The organism is Porticoccus sp. GXU_MW_L64, assembly GCF_052983295.1.
The window spans coordinates 39,490-57,994 of record NZ_JBRKJK010000012.1 but is presented as its reverse complement, the minus strand read 5'-3'; the positions used below and the strand labels follow the sequence as shown (position 1 = coordinate 57,994).

Below are 18,505 nucleotides of genomic sequence, written 5' to 3'. Positions count from 1 at the left end.
TCTGGAGGCTGTTGGAGCGAATGTGCTAGTCGTTACGGTTTCAAGGCCTTTTAAGTGAAAAATTACCCATTGATAAATGTGGAATTGTGCTTTTGAGGCGCCCAATCGCCCACTTGTATACACCTTTTGCAAGAAAAATGGTTAGGCGTGGTATTATCCTCGCGGGTTCCGGCGGTATTCAGGAAAATGAAGCGTTTCGCAATAGCGATCCATCTCAACTGATCAAAAATAGCTGGTTAATACATTCTTATGGCAAAAGCACTTGTCCTTGATGCTAATCAAAGAGCATCTTTAGCAATTACTCGATCCCTGGGTGCCCAGGGAGTTGAGGTTCATACTGCTGATTCAGCATCTAAGGCGCTTTCTGGTCAATCTCGCTACTCCGCAGGCTATTTGCAGTACCCTGATTTTAGTGATTCCAGTGCTAGTAGTGTCGCTATAAGAGGCTACATGAAAAAGTATGAAATCGATACTTTATTCCCAGTTACAGATCTATCAAATCAGTACATCATTAAGCGGCGGGCTGATTTTGATGATTTAAAGGTTCCTCTGAATCCAAATGAAAGTATCTTTCAACTAGCAGATAAGGGTGCTTTAGAGTCGCTTGCACGGCGTCTTGATATTCCATTTCCAGAAACATGGAAAGTTGGGTCGGTATTTGATTTAAGGTTGATACTTAATGAGTTGCGGTATCCGTTAGTTGTTAAGCCCGCAATGTCGCGGACCATTATTGGTGAAAGAGTGATAGCCCCGCCGATTAGCTATGCTAATTCTGAAGAAGAGTTACTTAATCTGTTTAGAATCATCCCTGAATACTCCGAAATTGATGTGTTGCTTCAGGAGTATATCCAGGGGGAAGGACATGGGGTATTCTTGCTGACCCAGGCAGGGAAGATGAAAGCTATATTCGCTCACCGGCGGCTACGGGAGCGGCCACCTTCAGGCGGTGTTAGCGTTCTGAGTGAAAGTATTTCTGCAAATTTGACGAGTGTGGAATACGCCAAACGCTTGCTGAATGAAGTCTCATGGAATGGTGTGGCAATGGTTGAATTTAAACTGACCGCCAGTGGGAAGCCCTACTTAATCGAAGTGAATACAAGGTTCTGGGGGTCGTTACAATTAGCAATTGATTCTGGTGTTGATTTTCCTTTTTTGGTATATCAGATTTTACAGGGTAAAAAAGTAGATCCTGAGTTATGTGCATACCAAACTGGTAGAAAATTACGTTGGCTACTAGGCGATTTAGACTATTTGTATTTGCTTTTATGCAGAAAAAGTTCTTGTATTAGAAATACAGGACGGTGTGCTGCAATTCTAAAGTTTTTAAAGTTTTATGAACCTCAGATGCGTTATGAAGTAAATCGTCTGAGTGATATGGCTCCTTTTTGGTTTGAATTAAAGAGATATTTGAAAAGAGCTTAATTTCAATGAAGCATTGGTGTAAAAAAATTTTCCGTAATTTAGTGATTTCATCTATTGCTTGCATTGTACTTGTTGGGATGTTTCTTGGGTTTGTATATTGGCCTGAAAGTCGTAAGAATTATGAATTTCCAAATGGTGCGCAATTTGCAGTAGCTATTTGTGACGACACCGATGGTGCTACGTTAGAAAATATAAAACCGGTTTACGATTTCTTAAAACTTAAGGGTGTAATATCTACAAAAACGGTCTGGCCGTTAAGCGCTTCTGAAAGTGCTCATGGCTTTACTGTTGGAGAGAGCTTAGAGTCTGTAGAGTACCGAAATTACATAATTCAGCTCCAATCCGCAGGTTATGAAATAGCACTACATGGTGTGAGTGGAGGAAGTACAAAGCGTAATCAAATTTCGTCAGGCCTGGAAGCTTATTACAAAGCATTAAATGTTTATCCGAAAATACACATTAATCATAGGATTAACAAAGATAACCTATATTGGGGGAGTAAGCGTTTAAGCTTTGCGCCACTGCAGTGGTTGTACGAAAAATTTATCTCTAGTGAAGGGTTTTCAGGCGAAGTTCCAGGAAGTGAGTACTACTGGCTCGATATGGCAAGGCGGCATATCGAATATTCAAGAGATTTTAGTTTTTATGAATTGAATCTCGCTCGTTTACCTGGTGTAGAGCCTTTCTATGATGGGTTGAAACCTGGTATTAAACGCTGGTTCCATACTAGTGATGGCAATGATGTATTAGCGTTTAATCGACTATTAAATCCAGATTCAGTAGATCGATTACAAGCTGAACGAGGCTATACAATTATATACACGCATTTTGGCAAGGGTTTCGTGAATGAGAGAGGCCAATTAAATACAAATTTTAAAGATCGAATAGAAGATTTAGTGGATAGGCCAGTATGGATTACGACAACAGGGAAATTGCTGGCGCTCTTAGAAAGTCAAAATGGCAGAATAACTAAAAGTAAACTTGAGCTATTTCGGTTGCAGGTAAGGTGGGTCATCGAGAAGTTGATTTATGGACGGTCTTGATCGTTAAAATCTTAAAGATAGCGAATTTCTAGAGATGTAATAAATTATTTTTTTAAAGAGAGCTAATGTCGATCTTTGCAAATATTGAAAGCGTGAGTGATATAATTATTCACATATCTGGAGATGTTTTATGATAAAGGCGGTAGTAAGGAAGGCCTTGGTGAGCGCCGCGAAGAATAGCTTGAGTAATGCTGTGATGGATCCATACCGCTGTAAAAACGTACCAATTTTCATGTTGCACCGTATGCAAGACTCTGACCGTGGGGTTTCCGGACATAGCACTCAGTCATTACGAAATGCGCTGCAATATCTAAAAGAATACAAATATTCAGTTATATCCTTGGATTATCTGATTAAAGGCCTAGATGGACATGTTAAGATTCCGAAGAAATCAGTAGTTTTTACTATTGATGACGGTTTTTTAGATCAGGCCCTAATGGCAGTGCCTATATTTGAAGAATTTGGATATCCAGTAACAATTTTTTTATTGAGTAATTTTTCGTCACGAGTAAGTTGGCCTTGGGATTACCAAGTCGAATACGTAATTGAAAAAACCGCAAAGGATTATGTTGATTTTTGCAATGCTTCTTTACTTGTCAAAGGTAAATTAACAACACCATTGGAGCGGAAAAAAGTAATTAGTCAGGTTCGGACTTCGCTAAAGCGCTGTAAGACAAGCGAAGCACTTAATAGCGTTCTTGAGCTTTCTGCAAATCTTGAAATTGAACTGAGCAGTGAACCACCAAAATCATATCAGCCTATTACTTGGCACTTAGCGCGTGAATTGGAATCAGAAATTGTCCAATTTGGACCTCATACAAAAAATCACAGTATCTTAGCTTTTCAGTCAGATTATGAGAGCCGAAGTGAAATTTCAGACTGTTGGACACAGCTAAAAAAAGAGCTAGCTAACCCTCTGGATGTTATGTGTTATCCAACCGGGCGCACGGATATTGATTATGGTAATCGTGAAATGAGGTTTGTTAAAGAATTGGGCCTTCGAGCGGGTCTGTCTGTAGATCACGGCTATGTAAATCTAGATATTGATTCTAACTCTAATAATCGTTATCGACTCCACCGGTTTGGATTCCCCGATGAATTAGAAAATTTTATTCAATTGTGTAGTTGGGTGGAATTAATGAAAGAGAAAGCTAGGTCTATACGCTTCTGATGTCTATTCAACAAGTCGAGCATACATTTGCCCTCAAAAAAAGCAATCATTGATGCGTATGACAGTTTGTTAAGTACAAGACTGACACCCTGATTTTATCCGATCATTACTCACAATACGTATAATCATATACTAATAATTGTTTTTATTAAGATTCAAATGATAGAAGACAAAAAAAAATTTAAAGCAATTCATGGGATGAGAGGTCTTGCTGCGATCAGCGTGGTCATTTTCCATCTTTCTGGAAATATTCAACCCCAGTTTCAGGGTCACTTCTTTGATTTTGCTTTGAAAATATTTTCATATGGCTATTTAGGTGTCCCGATATTTTTTGTTATCAGTGGCTTTGTTATTTCGTATAGTACGGCTTCTGCCCAAGTAAATTTTAGATATTTCGGTAATTTTGTTTTAAGACGAAGCATTCGGCTGGATATAACATACTGGGCAAGCATTATGCTTGCATTGGTGTTGCTCGCGATCAAAAATAAATTTTTGGATCAAAGTGAAGTTTTCCCCTCTGTAGGAACAATTCTTCTGAATATGTTCTATCTTCAGGAGTTAATGGAGGCTGATCCAGTAATCTCTGTAGTATATTGGACCTTATGCTTAGAGGTGCAGTTTTATCTTTTTTATATTTTGTCTATATGGGGGGCTCAGAAAATTTCCATATTTCATTCTTACGGAGTGAATGTGATCTCATGTTGTAGTTTGGGCTTTTATTCTATTTTGCTAGATCTCGGTTTTTGCGAAAATAATATAAATGGACTTTTTGTCTCTAATTGGCATTATTTTTTAATGGGTGTACTGGCTTGTAATGTCGTTCGCGGCCTCCCCTTTTCACATCATGTCTTCATCTCATGGTTGGTGATAGAAGTTTTATTTCAAGGATTTTTTAAGTTTAAAGAGTACGCAGTGGCAGGGGTGCTCTGTTCGGTACTTATATTTCTGATGTGGAAATATGAACTAATGGATAAGCTGTTTAATGGGAGAAAACTGATGTATTTAGGGACAGTTTCGTATCCATTGTACTTGGTTCACCCAGACATTGGTTGGAAGGTAATATCTTTTGCGAAGTATTTGATGAACGACTCTGTTTCTTCATGGCAAGCAGGGATTATTTTGATTATAGGGGTTTACATTAGCATTATTGTTGCACATATATTTCACTTGCTTTTTGAAGTTCCGACTCAAAGAATTGCCAAGGAATTAAAATCTAAAAATTTTTTCTATATACTTCAAGGAGTTTTCAAAGTCAGAGTATCTAAAACAGATCGAGAGTACTAATCAACTATTTTTAATAAATGCTGATATAAAGAAAATGTTGAATTTGCAGTGTATTCTGCTGTGAATCTTTCATGAAGATTAATTTTATGATTTCTTTTTTGAAGGACTTTTATTACGGCCTCTTTATACCCTACTGCGGAGTGATCAGTCACTAAGTGGCCTGTATTTTTAGGAAAAATTTCTTTTATGCCCCCAACAGAATGAGCGACAATAGGGATTCCTAAGGCTATAGTCTCTAGAATAGTCATTGGTAGCCCTTCATGGTCTGATGTCATTACTAATATATCTAATGCTGCGATACAGCTATAAATATCAGATCTATGTTTATGAAAGGTTACATCTTTGCTAATGTCGAGTGCTAGGGTTAAGGCTTGTAGTTCTTTGAGTAATGCGCCATCTCCAAATATATGAAAATGCCATTTTTTTCCTTTAAAAGGCTCTTTTAGTATTAACTTTGCTGCGTGTAGAAAGAGATCGACGCGCTTTACGGCTTCTAGCCGGCCTACTAGTCCTACATGGGTTGTGTTTTTTGAAAAACCTATTGAATCGGTATTTTTTGAACAGTGTTTAATCTCTTCAATATCTACACCATTGACTATCGTATAGATTTTATTTTTTTTGTATATTCTAGCTAGTTGTATTGCTAGATCTGCCGAAACAGCAATGATGCCTTTTTGTATAAATTTCCCAGTAGTTTGATCTAGTGATCGATAAAGCCGTTGTATAGTGTTAGGCTCGAATTCTGCAGCGCCATGCTCAGTGCGAACACTTTTTATTCCAAATAGTGATCCTGCAATAGATCCTAGTACGTTTTCTTTTTGGCGATGCGTGTGAATGATGTCAGGTCGAATGTTTCGTATAATTTTAAACATTTCGAAAAAAATCTGACAGCTATTATTTTTATTTTCATCCAAAAGAAACACGGATATAGCTTCTTTGTTCAGTCGAGAAAAAAGATCTCCTCTATTCATAATGACAACATATATATCGGCATAGTGGCTAAGGTGTTTCAATAGAGTATATGCTTGAACTTCAGCGCCAGCCCACCTGTCACCCGAAATGATGTGTAAAACTTTAAGGTTTGAGTTTTTTTCGCAGTAATTTTTTTGGTTTAAGGTGTTGCCCATATTTATCTAATAATGAAGTTGTTGAATAGAATCTGATATAAATTTTAGATGGCTATCTTTGACATGAGAGTGTGTTGGAAGTGTTATTAATCTATTGGCCAACTTCTCTGAATTTTCAAGATAGTTAAAGCGAATTATATTGTGCTTGATGCCATGTATATTGGGTAGTGATGTTTTGTAGAGTGGTGAAGCGCCAATGCCCCTTTCGGTTAGTTTCTGGAGTAGCTGATTGCGAGAATTTTTATTTTTTAAGAGTATAGGATAGCGCAGTAATCGCTGTTTTTTATATGTGCTTGCAGTTTTAGGTAAATCAATGACATATTTGATATCGGCTTCCCATAACATTCGTTTAATTTTTTCTTGAATTTGATTGTGATTTTTTTGGTAGTTTACAATATTGCTATTCAAAAGTATTGCCCGGTATGAATCCATAGGCTTTATACAACTAAGCTTTTTAAAGGCTGTTTTTCCTAAACTGAGAAAGGGATTTTTTTCTAAAATCCAGTAGAAAAAGGGGTTTATTAGAGCATTGTATGCTTTTATCGTACTTTTAGTGACACTTGATTGGAAAGATGAGGAAGGGGTGATTTTTGGAAGTTCTAGGTCGTCAAATAAGTTTGGTTCGCGTATTATTAGTGCTCCGCCACCAAGTAGACTTACCGGCTTTCCCTTGCCAAAGCTAAGTACTACCAAGTCACCCGAAAATTCATCTGAAATAAAAGGTTGATTCATTTTTGAGGGAAACCATTGAGCGCTATCTTCGACGATTGTTATCGGCTGGTCTTTAATTAATTTTCGAATGTTTTTTATTCGTTCTGGTATGCCTAGAAAATTGATTGCCACAATTGCTGCAGTTTTGGTATTAATTGCGTCAGAGATTTCATCAAGTTTCATATAGGGTGATTCCGGCTCCATATCAATCAATACGGGGAGCAAGCCAGCATATAGAGCAGCACTAATAATATCAGGGCAAGCATAGCCGGGGATGATGACTTCAGGTTTCTCTTCTGCAGATTTCCTTTCTCTTGCTAGTATTAATGCGCTGGCAAGAGCTTCTGTTCCAGATTGAAAGTAATAACTGTTATTACAATTTTCAGTCAACGAAGGGAGCGGGGCAACAGATTTTGTAGAAATTTTCGAACCGACTGGAGCGATACGATTAAACATACATGAAGTGCCTTATCGAGCAGATGGTGTCCAGACAGTCATTCTTTTGCCGCACATAAACCGAAGTGTTGCGTCAAAAATAGCTAGATTAGATTGCAGGAAAAAATAAATTAGCCGTATAGCGGCAGATTTTTTGAGTGTCGGTGCTTTCCAGGCAATAATAGTCGCTAAATAAATTGAAAACTGCAAGGCTAGGGTCAGGCTGTAAAATAGATTTTCTTTCGCTATTGCCCAATTACTTAAAAATGCAAGAATTAGAAACCAAGGAACAGCCCACCGCATAATTTTATGGCTCCACACCTGAAAGGAAAAAAGCCCAAATATTTTGAAATTCAAAACCTCGACATGACGAGATATTGCTGTAATACCACGAATAACAGTTCTTACTTTGCGTGGGTATTCTTTCCTTTCGTCCTTGAGATCTTTGTAGTGCCCGACTACATCGGGAGATGATATGGAAACTAATCCTAAGCCGGCTGCAGTTATCGCCGTGTTAAAGTCACTTGGCGAATGTGTGTCCCATTCTTGTTCGCATACTTTGCGGCGAGTAGCGAAGAAAGATCCAGATAACCCAACAAGTCCGGATCGAGATGATTCCAAATGTCGCAGCCACATTTCATATCGAACATAGGCCCCCTCACCAACTATCTTCCCACCTTCACTGATAAAACGATCTTCACTGGATACTGCACCGACATTAGGGTTGCTAAAATAGCCGACCATTTTTTTAATGGCATCTGCAGGAATCATGGTTGCAACGTCAGAAAATACGATGATTTCTCCATTCGTTTTTTGAATTGCACAGTATTGTGCGTACTCTTTGCCAAGGTGGTGGTCTGCACGTACTAGCTTAACGCCTTGTGCGGCGTATTTATAAACCACATCATCTGTGTCGTCAGTTGAACAATCTGAAGCAACGATTATTTCAATTTTGTCTCGTGGATATTCAATAGCTAGGCTGTTATTCAGTTTTTCAGTAATACGATTTTGTTCATTGTGTGCTGTAATAATTAAATCCACTCGCGGCCATTTTTTTGGAGCAAATGGCGTGATTTTTGCCTTATTGGGCGTTAGTAGTAATATCAGTGGGTATATGAGGTAGCTATAAATTATTCCGAATAGAGATATATAAAAAAGAATCTCCATGAAAGACACCTCTTTTGGCTATTGAAAAGCGTTTTTTAAGTTGTAAGTCATGCCAAAAGCGAGCATATAGCTTAGACGATAATTTTTTTATTTGAGTCTATTACCCAACAGCGACTGTGTCTTTGATAACCCACGTGCCCATAATACATATCAGCATCTGGTGCAGCAAGCAAGATAATCGTGCAAGTATCTGCCAAGTGATCGAGGGTGGTCTGTTGTAAATGACGGCCTATACCCAAGCCCTGATACGTCCGATCCACCGCAAGATCAGACAGGTAGCAGCAAAAATGGAAATCGGTAACAGAGCGCGCGACCCCGATCAAGAGTCCATTATGACGAGCAGTAACCACCAAATTGCTGTTGTCAAGCATGCCGGTAATGCAGGCGCTATCATCGACAGGCCTTCTGGCCGCCAAGCCGGATCTTTCCAGCAGGCCGATAAATTCAGTGGCCTTGAGTGATGATTCCAGCTGGTAGGTATATCGTTCGCCTCCATTATTGACGCCACCTGTCATAAATACCCCTTTTGAGTTTGCCCTGGCTTGACTCACAATTTAATATTTGCCTTCTGTTTGCGTAGATACTATAGCTTTCAAGTTTCCAAATATTAACAAGGTTCAAGGATATAGCTAATGAGCAGCCAAAAAATCAGGGAAATATTATCTCAATACGCCAAATTGGCAGTAGATGTAGATTCACTATGTGAAGACAGTGACCTTTATCAGGCCGGTTTGACTTCTCTGAATACGGTGAACATCATGCTGGCTGTTGAAGACGAGTTTGACATCGAGTTTCCGGAATCCGCTCTGTCCAGAGAAACTTTTCAAAGTATTGAGGCAATCAGCAGCACAGTCGAAGAGCTGAGTAGGTAAACTATAAAAATAACTTTTCATATAGGTTTGAACTATGGAAGGCCAAATGCAAGCTCCTGATCGTAGTTTTTCAGACATTCTGGACCTGGTTAATCAATTAGGCCAGGAGACAATCTCTTCTGCAGCTTCTGATGTTGATCAAAAAGCGCGGTTCCCAGAAGAGACCTTTGGTGAATTAAAGGCACATCGGCTTCTAAGCACTTATGTGCCTCGGGAACTTGGTGGTGATGGCCTGAATATTCAGCAGATTGCACGCATCTGCGAAGAACTTGGTCATTACTGTGCTTCTTCAGCGATGATTTACGCCATGCACCAGATTCAAGTCGCCTGCTTGGTTCACCATCATAACAATACGGATTACTTCCAGGGCTATTTGAAACGCCTATCCGCTGAGCAATTGTTACTTGCGTCTGCAACCACAGAAATTGGAACAGGGGGCGACCTGGGCAAGAGTGTTTGTTCTCTTGAGCCTGATACCGATGGTTTCGAGCTTTGCAAGAAAGCACCGGTCATATCTTATGGCCTGGAAGCCGACGGAATTTTGATAACGTGTAGAAAACACCCGGAAGCTGCATCCAATGACCAGGTGCAGGTTTTGCTCGAAAAAGGTCAATATGAACTGAAGCAAATATCCGACTGGGATACATTGGGCTTTCGCGGAACCGTCAGTAGTGGTTTTATCATGTCTTCCAAAGGCTCAGAAGCCCAAGTGCAACCCACACCATTTTCTGAAATTCTCGAACAAACAATGCACCCAGTTTCTCATTTGCTGTGGGGGTCTCTGTGGCTTGGGATTGCGAATGATTCAGTTAGAGTCGCTCGCAATGCTGTGCGCGACATGTCGAAAAGCAATATGGAAGTGCCGCAAGTCACAGCAATTCGGTTGTCGGAAGTTAATGAGCAACTCTTTAGTATGCGTAATGGACTTTATAAGGTACTGGATGATTACCAGGGGCGGATTGTTGACGGGAAGGTTGCTTCTGGCACTTTTGCATTTGCATCGGCAGTTAATAACGTCAAATTACGCTGCTCTGAAATGGTAGTTGATATCGTTGGTCAATCTTTGATGATTGTAGGAATTTCTGGTTATCGAAATCGTGGTGAAAAAAGCCTTTCTCGACACCTGCGGGATGCCTATGGTGCCGCATTGATGGTGAATAATGATCGGATACGCCAACACAATGCCATGCTGCAAATGACGCTAAAACAATAACCCGAAAACGATGCTGCACCAGCTGATTACACTAGATCCTGACAATTACCCACGTCACCGTATTCACAGCGAAGACTGGGGTTGGCAGGAAACCAACTGCTATGTCGATGTTCTTATCGAGCTTTTGCACGCCAATAACCTGGAACCACTTGCTGCACTGCCATTCACTTTTGGTGTGGATTTTGAGGGAGACCAGTGGACTTTCTTCAAATTCCCCCATCAAGACCTTATGGATTTATTTGGCCTGGCTATAGAAGAGCTAAACCCCTGGTACTCTCTCTGTAATCACGTTAACACTCAGCTCAAGAATGAAAGATCCATTCTGGTGGAGGTGGACTCGTACCACCTTCCCGATACGCGGGCGACAACGTATCAATCGGAACATGTGAAAACAACCATTGCGGTTAACGCCATAGATATTGAAAATAAGTTTTTGGGGTATTTCCATGGTCAAGGGTACTACCATCTGACAGGAGAAGATTTTGACAACTTGTTCAGAACAAATGAAACGGATGAGAAGTATCTGCCACCTTACATAGAGCTTGTAAAATTTTCGAAAGAACCACCTGGCAGTGAAAACGGTCTTCGAGAAAAATCCATAAATATACTGAAGAAACGGCTGAAGGAAGCGCCTGCTGTTAACCCATTTAGCATTTACAAAGAACAATTTTTGCAAGATATCCAATGGCTTCATGAGGAACCTATGGATACCTATCATAAATATTCATTTGCAACATTTCGTCAATTTGGTACTTGCTACGGATTGGCTGCAATGTACTTGCGATGGTTGTCTGCGGGTGGGGAAAAGAACTTGGATGAAGCCATTGATTGCTTTGACAGTATTTCACACCTATCTCGAATAGCCCAGTTTCAGCTTGCGCGAGCTGTTGCCCGACGGGAATTGTTGGAAATGAGCATATTTGATAAATGCGCAAATTCCTGGGCTAGAGGCATGCAGGCTTTGATGACGAAATACGATTAAACGCCTTTTACAGGTGTAAGTTTTTCCTGTCAGCCATGCAGGGTGAGTTGACATAGAATATTTAACCCTGCCAGAAAAGATACACCTGTTTTAAGATTCTATAGCCTCAAAATTTTGAGAGTAACGTCAATGCATGCTGTTCTTATCGATGAGCATTATTTTGAAAGCATGAAAAATGAGTGGGACAGTTTGCTTGAAAAATCCGATGCCGACTCCCTATTCTTATCCTGGGGCTGGACTTGGAGCTGGTGGAAAATATACGGCAGGCAAGAAGGCGATAAACTGTTAATCGTTACTGTGTATGGGGGCGATAAAAAACTGATTGGTATAGCACCTTTGTATGTGTCGACTTATAAAAAAAATGGTGTTTTGAATAGAGTTCGATGCGTACAATTTCTTGGCAGCAGAGTGCATGGAGAGCAAGGGATCAAAGGGGAGTATTTACAATTTATTACCGAGCCAAACCAAGCCATTGAAACAACAAATACAATTATCGACTATCTTATTAGCCATGGTGCATTTGATGAGTTTTCTTTTTCCGACATACCCCTAGATTGTGAAATGCATTCTGCACTCAGAGAGAGAGCAAGCAAAGGTGTATTTTATCAACGAATTCAGAATGAGGGTGCCACCTACGAAATCAATTGTGACAGGGGTTTTCATGATTACATTCTTTCTATTGGTAAAAACTCACGATTAAAACTATTTAATAGAAGGAAAGTACTGGAAGGTATTGGAGATGTATCGCTGGTAAAACTTGTTGACTTGGATATGGATTATTTTCTTCAAGTTCTCAACGAGTTTTACCATAACCGGTGGGGGTACGATCTTCCTGATAAAACAAACTTGTTTCTCAGGGAAATTCTCTCTCAGGGAATAAAAGTTTTCGGGGTAATGCTGAAATTAAATGGCAAACCAATTGGATGTACTTTTGATTTCATCGCGAAAAACCGCGCCTACAATGTTCTAATGGGATATCGCAGCGACATTGACAAAAAAATATCTACCGGCACCTTGCTTTTGGGATATGCCATAGAAGAATACTGCAATCGAGATGGTATTTCCTTCTTTGACCTATTAGTTGGAGAAGGCAAGCACAGCAACTATAAAGCGAGAATCTCCTCCCCAGGTGTTAAATTTCAATCACTACAGCTAGTAAAATCACAAACTCACAAGTTTGTATACAAGGCTTATGATTTTCTTAAAAGGTGAATTTATATAATCAACCACCAAGAATTTCTTGGTTATTTTAGGGTTTGAGCGTTACAAGTCTTTGCAAGGGTTAATATCTTGAAACAAGAACTGGACAATAATTGGCAAGCATTTCGATCAAACCCGGGAGAGTTTGGCAGCCCTGGAGACATTCCTGAAGAAAAATATCTGAATACTTTTAATGCATTGGTTCCTGGCACTGTAGCAAGCTCTCTTTTCGGAACAAAAGAAGAATATTTGAAAAATATCGATCACTACGATTGGTGGTACTTTACAGAATTTGATGTGGCTGCGAACAAAGAAGATATCAAATCTTTTTTGAGATTCGAGGGATTAGCTACATATGCGGAAATCTGGCTTAACGGTAGCCTGGTAAAATCTACGAACAACATGTTTACCCAAACCATTTTGAATATTGATGAAATCAAAGAAAAAAATAGGTTGTTTTTGGTTTTTAGAAGCGTAGATAATTTCAATATAAAGAAAGCCCCAAGGAAACGCTGGAAAACAAAATTAGTATCCAATCAAAATCTGAGGTGGCATAGAGCATCTTTATTAGGGCGAATTCCAGGCTGGACCCCCAACCTTAACCCGACAGGCCCTTGGCGACCAATTAGACTTGAAGGATCCACAGACGGTATTTATATTTCAAACTTAACTGTCAGCCCTTCAACTACGCCTCAAAAAGTCGCTTTAATTAATCTTGAATTGATTTCCAGTGAGGCCATTGATCTCAAAGGCTTATCAATTGTTTTAACACTGGATAAACAGAAGTACCGCACTTCGCCAGAGGAATTGGCCGTTGAAAAGAAAGGGCATGCCACCCATATTATTTCCAAAATTCCTGTAGATACACCCGCTTGGTGGCCACATACCCACGGTGTACCCGAGCTAGCAAATTACAAGTGCGGCATATACTGGCAAGACCAACCATTATTTACTAAAGAGGGAAAACTTGGTTTTAAATCTGTTGATTTCAAACATTTAAACAAACCTGACTCTTCTCCCGTTATAGAGATTAATGGAAAAGAAATATTTTGCCGCGGTTGTTGTTGGACAACCAATGATATTTACACTCTGACTGGCGACAAAACGACGCTCAAGGAAAGTTTGAAACTGGCAAAAGATGCTGGCGTTAATATGCTGCGAGTCGGCGGAACAATGCTGTATGAGCAAGACGAATTTTATCAAACCTGTGATGAACTAGGGATAATGGTTTGGCAAGACTTTATGTTTGCTAATATGGATTACCCCTCTTCAGATAATGAGTTTCTGGACAGTGTTGAAGCAGAAATCGTTTGTCAGCTAACCAGGCTCCGTCAGTATGCTTGTGTAACTGTATATTGTGGTAATAGTGAAATTCAGCAGCAAACTGCAATGTTAGGTATGCCTTCAGGATTTTGGGAGTCTGACCTGTTTGACAAAAAAATACCTGCATGGTGTAGCGAATATCATAGCGATATACCCTATATTCCTTCTACTCCAACCGGTGGAAGCATGCCGTTTCATATCGGCAAAGGCATTAGTCATTATTTTGGCATTGGCGCCTATCGCCATAGACTTAACGACCGCTCCGTGGACGAGGTAAGATTTTCATCGGAATGCCTCGGCTTTGCCCATGTTCCCAGTAAAGAATCTGTTTCTTCTTTTATGGAGGGAGATTCAAGAGCGATTTATAACGATAAATGGAAAGCTGGAACCCCAAGAGATGGCGGCGCAGGCTGGGATTTTGATGACATTAGGGATTTTTACCTACAAGAAATTTATCACGTCAATCCAACAGAACTTCGTTATACGGATCCGGAAAGATATTTGGCGCTTTCTCGCTGTGTTACCGGCGAAGTAATGAATGCAGTATTTAGTCGCTGGAGAAGTGAAAAAAGTAGATGTACTGGTGGATTAGTCTGGTTTTACCAGGATATTGTTCCAGGGGCTGGATGGGGAGTAATAGACAGTAAAAAAAATCCAAAAGCTGTTTACTATTATTTAAAAAGATGTTGGAAAAGCCAGTGTATATTGATAAGAGATAACGGGCTTGATGGATTGGTTGTTACTGTAACTAATGAGCTTCCCTACGATTTCAAAGCCACCATTCTCGTCGGTCTTTTAAATGCAAAAACATTCAGTCGTTCTGAGACCAGCAAAAACCTGACTCTATCGGCCTCAAAAACTATCGACCTCGACCTTGACTTCTTACTGGAACATTTTTCAGACAGCTCATACAACTACAAGTTCGGCCCACAGCAGTGGCACGTGGCCTATGCAAAATTGATAGACACTAAAAATTCCGTTATCTCAGAAGCGTATTACTTCCCTGATTACTCTTCGATCCCTGAGGTTGAGATTCATGGGATTTCTTATGAGTTAAAAGCTGAAGATGAAGATTTTATCCTTCATTTAAAAAGTAACAGTTTTTTCCAGTCGATTGAAATTGATTTTCCAGGTTATTTGCCTGATGATAATTATTTTCACATGATACCCGAGGGCGAAAAAACTATTATGTTGCGCTCAAATAGGGTAGATAAAAAGCCGCTTTTGGGATATTTGGCTGCACTTAACTCTAGTGGGAAAATAAGAATAAAGTTGAATTAGTTCGCCAAAGAAAAATTATCAAAAATTAAGCTTTAGGTTATTGGTTTATGTCTCTTTCATTAGTCCAGTCTGGATGGGAGCGCGTTAAAAATCAGGATGTTTTCATCTCCTATCACATCCCGCAAGATAAATCTGTTGGGTTTGTGATTTTGGTGCCTCCTCTTGGACATGAAGCCTTTCATAGTTATCGGTTCTATCGATTAATGGCCTTAGATTTGCAGAGTAAAGGGTGGTCTGTCCTTCGTTTTGATCTTCCCGGTTACGGAAATAGTAGTAGTTCTACCTATAACTCTGAAATACATCTTCTGTGGATAGAAACAATAAAAACTTTAATAAAAAAATATTCTTTAGAGTTACCAGTTTCTTTAATCGGCTTGCGTTCTGGAGCTAACTTGTTGAAGCTTGTTGAGGCTGACCAGCATATCTTGATTGAGCCTATATTATCAATTAAGAGGTTTCTGAGGGAAATTGTCGCGACTTCAAAATTTTCAGAAAGAGCTTCAACAGATAAAAATGGCATAGAGTCTGGAGGCTATTTTTATTCGGATGACTTGTTGTCATGGTTAAAAAAAATAGAATTGAAAAAAGAAAATAAAATTGATACCAGTATTGTAACTAGCAATGTAAAAGAATCCGGAAAAATATTTATCGAAAACAAAAATGTTCGAATAATTGAAGAGAAATATATTCATGGAGTTCTCTTGGAGCCTCAGTACACAGAAATTCCCCGAAAAATTTTTAAGAAAATTTCAGATATACTTTTAAAAAAATCCGATAATTTGTCTTTTTTTAATCAATTACCAGAAATAAACTCATTTCGGGTAGGAGAACGATTGAAAGAAAGTGTATTTAGGGACGATGCCGGTCAATTTGGAATTTTTACAAAGCCATTAAGCCTGTCAAATGAACGCCCAACATTTGTTTTTATTAATTCGGGCTCAGGATCTCATACTGGGCCAAACCGTGTATATGTTGAAGCGTGTCGAAAGTTATCTGAGGATTACGGAATTCCTTCTATTAGATTTGATATGCGAAATTTAGGAGATAGTGCTACTTCAGATATTTTTCAAGAAAATCATTGCTATCCAGCTTCGGCAACAAGCTATATAGAAGCACTACTTAACTACTTACATGAAAACGGTATGGCAAAGAGTGTAATCTTGGCAGGAATTTGCTCTGGAGCTCATCATGCATTGCATATGGCGATAAAGGGGCATTCAATTCTAAAAGAGTCAGTATTAATTAATCCGCTCACGTTTTACTGGAAGGAAGGAATGTCCATAGATATGCCAGAGGAAAGAAAGGTAACTGTAGACGCAAACTACTATTCAAAAAAAATCAAGGATTTTAAATCCTGGAGAAAATTTATTAGAGGGAATGTCAGCTTTGGGTATATATTTATCTTTTTATTAAGAGTCACCATAAAGAAAATGAACTCGATATTTGAGCTTCTATATCGAATTTTAAATAGCGTTCCAAATACCAAGCTGAACAAAGATATGGAGTTTGTTGGGAAAAATCGTATCGGAATTTCTATTATTGTTTCTGATTCCGACCCAGGATGGGGGCTTTTAGTCGATGCTAGCAAGATGCCTGTAAAGAAATTTATCAAGAAATTTAATGTGAAAGCTTTTTCTGTACGGGATGCCAACCATACATTCTCATCATACGATTCTAAGATGAGGCTTGTTAATATATTAAAAGATGTACCACAGGAAAATATATCCAACAACTGAAATTATAGAAAATACAGCTATCAAAATCGATAAATTTTAAGGTTAAGTTAAATGTTTACAGTTATTGCATTTTCGGGAATCGTTTTTTTGGCAATATTTAGACAGTTTTGGAAGATTACTTCGCTATATTCAATAAAGATAGATAAGCTTGTTAATATACTTTGTATGGTCGGTATTATATTGGCTGCAGGCTATTTGTTCTATCCTCATTTCAAAAACTTAACGAGAGAAAATCCAGAAGCCTGGACTAAAAGAGAGTCTCCAGTATCTGAAAAAGATGTCATAATACTTAAAAGGGCTGCGTTTTATTTAGAGAAAAAAGAAAATTGGGATAGAAGTTACGATAGATTTTGTTTACTTTGGGTTAAAAAATCATTGTTTTGTGCAATAGCGCTTGCCCAAAAAGAGGTGGACGGTAAATATATTCATGGAAGCACATCTATTCAGCATGTTAGGTATGTGATTGATGACAACTATAAATCTAGATGGAAGTATCACCCTATAATGGAATTTAATAATCATCCTGATACTACTTATGAAGAAGTAAAGTTTATTATCAACGAAGCGATTAAAAATATAGAAGAAAGATTGAATAGAGAAGATTAATGATGCTTTGTTATGTTGAATAAATTTCAATCTAGACGATGTCAAGAGTTTATAAAAAATGGAAAAAAAAGCTAAAAATATAATCATACTTGGAATGCCTCGATCGGGAACAAGTATGCTATCTAGCATATTTGTAAATCATGGCTATTATGTTGCCAGTGATTCAGATAGTGTTCGCGCTCCTGATCACTTTAATCCGGATGGTTACTGGGAATCAGATCAGCTAACTAAGTTTAATGCTGAGGTGCTTAAAATATCGGGATTTCAGCATGATAACACTTGGATGTATGATTCGATATTAAGTGACCATATCAAAAATATCAAAAATATCAAAAAAAAGGCACACCACAAAAATTTTGTTGAATTTTATTATAAGAATGCCCCTTGGGTTTGGAAAGACCCTCGGCTTTGCTATACCTTAGAGTATTGGTGGCCGTTGGTGGCTGAGAATACAAAAGTGATTCTTATTGAAAGAGACCGAAAGGCTATTTTCAATAGTTTTGTAAGAGTAAGGTGGAAAAAGAAGTCAAGGAAAGATCGAGATGATGCATATAAACGAATACGCAATCACATCGGGCAAGCAGTAAAAACTTTGCAGGAATATGATATCCCCCACTTAAGGCTTCGATACGAAGATTTTCAGAATCACCCTGAGTTGGTTTTAAGAGAAATATCAGAATTCTCGAATGTTGAAATTACTCAATCTGTCTATAAAAAAGAGTATGATCATTCAGATATCAAGGGAAGAGTGTCGACGGTTTTAGATAGTTTTGTAAGCAAATTGCCTTCCGCTTACATAAAGCGCATAAAAAAGGTAATGCCTGGTTGGCTGTTAAAAAAAATGTACCCTGAAAGAAACAAAAGATAGTCATCACATGTCTGTTTCTGATTGCCTATCTGAAAATTAATTGCGACTTCTTTTGACGCTTGGT

The 18,505-nt window shown here is 38.8% G+C and carries 16 protein-coding genes; 12 read left to right on the top strand and 4 right to left on the bottom strand.

All coding sequences use genetic code 11. From position 1 onward, the window contains the following. Positions 1 to 249 precede the first annotated feature (249 nt). The 4 genes from ACVBEJ_RS11110 to ACVBEJ_RS11095 all read left to right on the top strand — a co-directional run bounded on the left by ACVBEJ_RS11110 (position 250) and on the right by ACVBEJ_RS11095 (position 4,920). The gene (locus tag ACVBEJ_RS11110; RefSeq protein WP_447129702.1) at positions 250 to 1,422 is read left to right on the top strand and encodes a carboxylate--amine ligase; all 1,173 of its coding nucleotides are present in this window, start codon (positions 250 to 252) and stop codon (positions 1,420 to 1,422) included. 5 nt (positions 1,423 to 1,427) lie between these two features. Continuing rightward, positions 1,428 to 2,465 (top strand): hypothetical protein, encoded by a 1,038-nt coding sequence (locus tag ACVBEJ_RS11105; protein ID WP_447129701.1) that lies wholly within the window; start codon positions 1,428 to 1,430, stop codon positions 2,463 to 2,465. A gap of 130 nt (positions 2,466 to 2,595) precedes the next feature. Further along, the gene (locus tag ACVBEJ_RS11100) at positions 2,596 to 3,636 is read left to right on the top strand and encodes a polysaccharide deacetylase family protein (protein ID WP_447129700.1); all 1,041 of its coding nucleotides are present in this window, start codon (positions 2,596 to 2,598) and stop codon (positions 3,634 to 3,636) included. A 159-nt stretch (positions 3,637 to 3,795) separates the two neighbouring features. Next, a complete protein-coding gene (locus ACVBEJ_RS11095) occupies positions 3,796 to 4,920 on the top strand; it encodes an acyltransferase family protein (protein ID WP_447129699.1) in 1,125 nt (374 codons plus the stop codon). Here the strand turns inward: ACVBEJ_RS11095 and ACVBEJ_RS11090 are convergent. From ACVBEJ_RS11090 to ACVBEJ_RS11075, 4 genes are all read right to left on the bottom strand, one after another. Beyond that, positions 4,917 to 6,047 (bottom strand): glycosyltransferase, encoded by a 1,131-nt coding sequence (locus ACVBEJ_RS11090; protein ID WP_447129698.1) that lies wholly within the window; start codon positions 6,045 to 6,047, stop codon positions 4,917 to 4,919. The genes ACVBEJ_RS11095 and ACVBEJ_RS11090 overlap by 4 nt on opposite strands. Before the next feature lie 6 nt (positions 6,048 to 6,053). Next, positions 6,054 to 7,214: a DegT/DnrJ/EryC1/StrS family aminotransferase gene (locus ACVBEJ_RS11085; protein ID WP_447129697.1), complete on the bottom strand. Its 1,161-nt coding sequence runs from the start codon at positions 7,212 to 7,214 to the stop codon at positions 6,054 to 6,056. Between the two features lie 12 nt (positions 7,215 to 7,226). Next, positions 7,227 to 8,360 (bottom strand): glycosyltransferase, encoded by a 1,134-nt coding sequence (locus ACVBEJ_RS11080; RefSeq protein ID WP_447129696.1) that lies wholly within the window; start codon positions 8,358 to 8,360, stop codon positions 7,227 to 7,229. Positions 8,361 to 8,431: 71 nt separating this feature from the next. After that, entirely contained in the window at positions 8,432 to 8,875 is a 444-nt protein-coding gene (locus ACVBEJ_RS11075) for a GNAT family N-acetyltransferase (protein ID WP_447129695.1), read from the bottom strand. 117 nt (positions 8,876 to 8,992) lie between these two features. On the opposite strand from ACVBEJ_RS11075, the gene ACVBEJ_RS11070 reads away from it, so the two are divergent. The 8 genes from ACVBEJ_RS11070 to ACVBEJ_RS11035 all read left to right on the top strand — a co-directional run bounded on the left by ACVBEJ_RS11070 (position 8,993) and on the right by ACVBEJ_RS11035 (position 18,441). Continuing rightward, positions 8,993 to 9,232: an acyl carrier protein gene (locus ACVBEJ_RS11070; RefSeq protein WP_447129694.1), complete on the top strand. Its 240-nt coding sequence runs from the start codon at positions 8,993 to 8,995 to the stop codon at positions 9,230 to 9,232. 46 nt (positions 9,233 to 9,278) lie between these two features. After that, complete coding sequence (locus ACVBEJ_RS11065) at positions 9,279 to 10,445, top strand: acyl-CoA dehydrogenase family protein (protein WP_447129693.1); 1,167 nt, start codon at positions 9,279 to 9,281, stop codon at positions 10,443 to 10,445. A gap of 10 nt (positions 10,446 to 10,455) precedes the next feature. Next, positions 10,456 to 11,427, top strand: coding sequence for a DUF1839 family protein (locus ACVBEJ_RS11060; RefSeq protein WP_447129692.1), 972 nt, complete (start codon positions 10,456 to 10,458; stop codon positions 11,425 to 11,427). A gap of 129 nt (positions 11,428 to 11,556) precedes the next feature. Further along, the gene (locus ACVBEJ_RS11055; protein WP_447129691.1) at positions 11,557 to 12,639 is read left to right on the top strand and encodes a GNAT family N-acetyltransferase; all 1,083 of its coding nucleotides are present in this window, start codon (positions 11,557 to 11,559) and stop codon (positions 12,637 to 12,639) included. A gap of 78 nt (positions 12,640 to 12,717) precedes the next feature. Continuing rightward, positions 12,718 to 15,231 (top strand): glycoside hydrolase family 2 protein, encoded by a 2,514-nt coding sequence (locus ACVBEJ_RS11050; RefSeq protein ID WP_447129690.1) that lies wholly within the window; start codon positions 12,718 to 12,720, stop codon positions 15,229 to 15,231. Positions 15,232 to 15,278: 47 nt separating this feature from the next. Then, positions 15,279 to 16,967: a hypothetical protein gene (locus tag ACVBEJ_RS11045; RefSeq protein WP_447129689.1), complete on the top strand. Its 1,689-nt coding sequence runs from the start codon at positions 15,279 to 15,281 to the stop codon at positions 16,965 to 16,967. A gap of 51 nt (positions 16,968 to 17,018) precedes the next feature. After that, entirely contained in the window at positions 17,019 to 17,573 is a 555-nt protein-coding gene (locus ACVBEJ_RS11040) for a hypothetical protein (protein ID WP_447129688.1), read from the top strand. A 58-nt stretch (positions 17,574 to 17,631) separates the two neighbouring features. Next, positions 17,632 to 18,441, top strand: coding sequence for a sulfotransferase (locus ACVBEJ_RS11035; protein ID WP_447129687.1), 810 nt, complete (start codon positions 17,632 to 17,634; stop codon positions 18,439 to 18,441). The last annotated feature ends 64 nt before the right edge of the window (positions 18,442 to 18,505 follow it).

What these genes read in the sequence shown, in the direction of transcription:
- ACVBEJ_RS11065 (WP_447129693.1), top strand. Translation starts at nt 9,279, where the DNA reads ATGCAAGCTCCTGATCGTAGTTTTTCAGACATTCTGGACCTGGTTAAT.
- ACVBEJ_RS11105 (WP_447129701.1), top strand. Translation starts at nt 1,428, where the DNA reads ATGAAGCATTGGTGTAAAAAAATTTTCCGTAATTTAGTGATTTCATCT.
- ACVBEJ_RS11100 (WP_447129700.1), top strand. Translation starts at nt 2,596, where the DNA reads ATGATAAAGGCGGTAGTAAGGAAGGCCTTGGTGAGCGCCGCGAAGAAT.
- ACVBEJ_RS11035 (WP_447129687.1), top strand. Translation starts at nt 17,632, where the DNA reads ATGGAAAAAAAAGCTAAAAATATAATCATACTTGGAATGCCTCGATCG.
- ACVBEJ_RS11070 (WP_447129694.1), top strand. Translation starts at nt 8,993, where the DNA reads ATGAGCAGCCAAAAAATCAGGGAAATATTATCTCAATACGCCAAATTG.
- ACVBEJ_RS11085 (WP_447129697.1), bottom strand. Translation starts at nt 7,214, where the DNA reads ATGTTTAATCGTATCGCTCCAGTCGGTTCGAAAATTTCTACAAAATCT.
- ACVBEJ_RS11045 (WP_447129689.1), top strand. Translation starts at nt 15,279, where the DNA reads ATGTCTCTTTCATTAGTCCAGTCTGGATGGGAGCGCGTTAAAAATCAG.
- ACVBEJ_RS11060 (WP_447129692.1), top strand. Translation starts at nt 10,456, where the DNA reads ATGCTGCACCAGCTGATTACACTAGATCCTGACAATTACCCACGTCAC.
- ACVBEJ_RS11075 (WP_447129695.1), bottom strand. Translation starts at nt 8,875, where the DNA reads ATGACAGGTGGCGTCAATAATGGAGGCGAACGATATACCTACCAGCTG.
- ACVBEJ_RS11110 (WP_447129702.1), top strand. Translation starts at nt 250, where the DNA reads ATGGCAAAAGCACTTGTCCTTGATGCTAATCAAAGAGCATCTTTAGCA.
- ACVBEJ_RS11080 (WP_447129696.1), bottom strand. Translation starts at nt 8,360, where the DNA reads ATGGAGATTCTTTTTTATATATCTCTATTCGGAATAATTTATAGCTAC.
- ACVBEJ_RS11095 (WP_447129699.1), top strand. Translation starts at nt 3,796, where the DNA reads ATGATAGAAGACAAAAAAAAATTTAAAGCAATTCATGGGATGAGAGGT.
- ACVBEJ_RS11055 (WP_447129691.1), top strand. Translation starts at nt 11,557, where the DNA reads ATGCATGCTGTTCTTATCGATGAGCATTATTTTGAAAGCATGAAAAAT.
- ACVBEJ_RS11090 (WP_447129698.1), bottom strand. Translation starts at nt 6,047, where the DNA reads ATGGGCAACACCTTAAACCAAAAAAATTACTGCGAAAAAAACTCAAAC.
- ACVBEJ_RS11040 (WP_447129688.1), top strand. Translation starts at nt 17,019, where the DNA reads ATGTTTACAGTTATTGCATTTTCGGGAATCGTTTTTTTGGCAATATTT.